This window comes from Candidatus Obscuribacterales bacterium, from assembly GCA_036703605.1.
Lineage (GTDB): Bacteria > Cyanobacteriota > Cyanobacteriia > RECH01 > RECH01 > RECH01.
In genome coordinates this window covers 1-1,292 of sequence record DATNRH010001220.1, presented here as the reverse complement: position 1 = coordinate 1,292, position 1,292 = coordinate 1, and the positions used below count along the sequence as shown (strand labels likewise).

Here is a 1,292-nt window from a genome sequence, read left to right as displayed (position 1 = left end):
GGCAGGGTGGGGGAATCGCCGGAGCCGTCTACGTCATTGAGGATTTTAAAACGGACTGGGTCTTCGCCACCTTCGCCGGAGTTGGATTTTGCGCCCAAACGGTTCATGGCGATCGCCAAGGTTTCGTGGGCTTCTCTAGACAGGGAGCCGAGGGACATGCCACCGGTACAGAACCGCTTCACAATGTCTTCTACAGACTCGACTTCGCTGATATCGACAGAGGGGCGATCGCTGTCAAAATCGAGGAGATCCCGGAGGGCAGTTGCCGGACGATTAGACTGGTACTTTTGGTAGACATCGTAGTGGTCGTAGGCTTCTTCCTCGTTGGAGTTATAGGCTGCCACTGCTTTGTGTAGCGCCTTGGTCATTTCGGGGGAATTCATGTGATATTCCCCACCCTTGCGGTAGTTCACAAAGCCGTAGTTGGCTAATTTTGTGGAGGACAACTCAGGGAAAGCGCGGCTATGGAACGCAATGCTTTCCTGTGCCAAGTCTGCGAGGGTCATGCCGCCAACGCGGGAGGTTGTGCCCTTAAACGCGGTGTTGATAACTTCCATGCCGAGACCGATGGCTTCAAAAATCTGTGCGCCGTGGTAGGACGGCAACAGGGAAATCCCCATTTTAGAGAGGATTTTCAAAAGACCAGATTCGATGGCGTAACGGTAGTTATTCTGAGCCTTCTCGATGGAAATGGCTGCAATCGTACCAGACTCCATTTGCTTCTGCGTTCTGGGGGCGTGCCACCAATGGCGTACCCCTTCAAGGGCGAGGTAAGGACAGATCGCCGATGCGCCATAACCGACGAGGCAAGCGAAATGGTGGGTGCTCCAACATTGAGCTGTGTCTACCACAAGGGAGGCGCTGAGGCGTAAGCCTTTGGCAATCAGATGGTGGTGTACTGCACCGACTGCTACCAAGGGCGGAATAAAGCTCTGGTTCGTATCCACTGTTCCCACGAGGCGATCGCTGAGGACAAGAATTTTTGCCCCGGCTTGAACGGCACTTTCTGCGGCATCACAGAGGGCGGCGATCGCCTGCTTTAGACCATCGGGGCCATCGGCAATCGCGTAGGTTGTGCCAAGGGTAGCTGTGCCGAGGGAACTTGCCCGCACCGTTTCCAGCTCCACCTCATTAAGAATCGGACTCTCAAGTTTGAGGGATTTGGCATCCTTTGCCCCGCAATCGAGGAGGTTCCCCCGCTCACCAAGGTACATATTCAAAGACATCACTAACTTTTCCCGGAGGGGATCGATGGGGGGATTAGTGACCTGAGCAAAACGCTGCTTAAAATA

1 protein-coding gene is annotated in these 1,292 nt (G+C 54.3%); it reads right to left on the bottom strand.

Features of this window, described 5'->3' with window-relative positions; translation table 11 throughout:
- On the bottom strand, positions 1 to 1,253 hold a 1,253-nt coding region (locus V6D20_25205; GenBank protein HEY9819080.1), incomplete at its 3' end, for a glutamate synthase central domain-containing protein.
- Between the last annotated feature and the right edge of the window lie 39 nt (positions 1,254 to 1,292).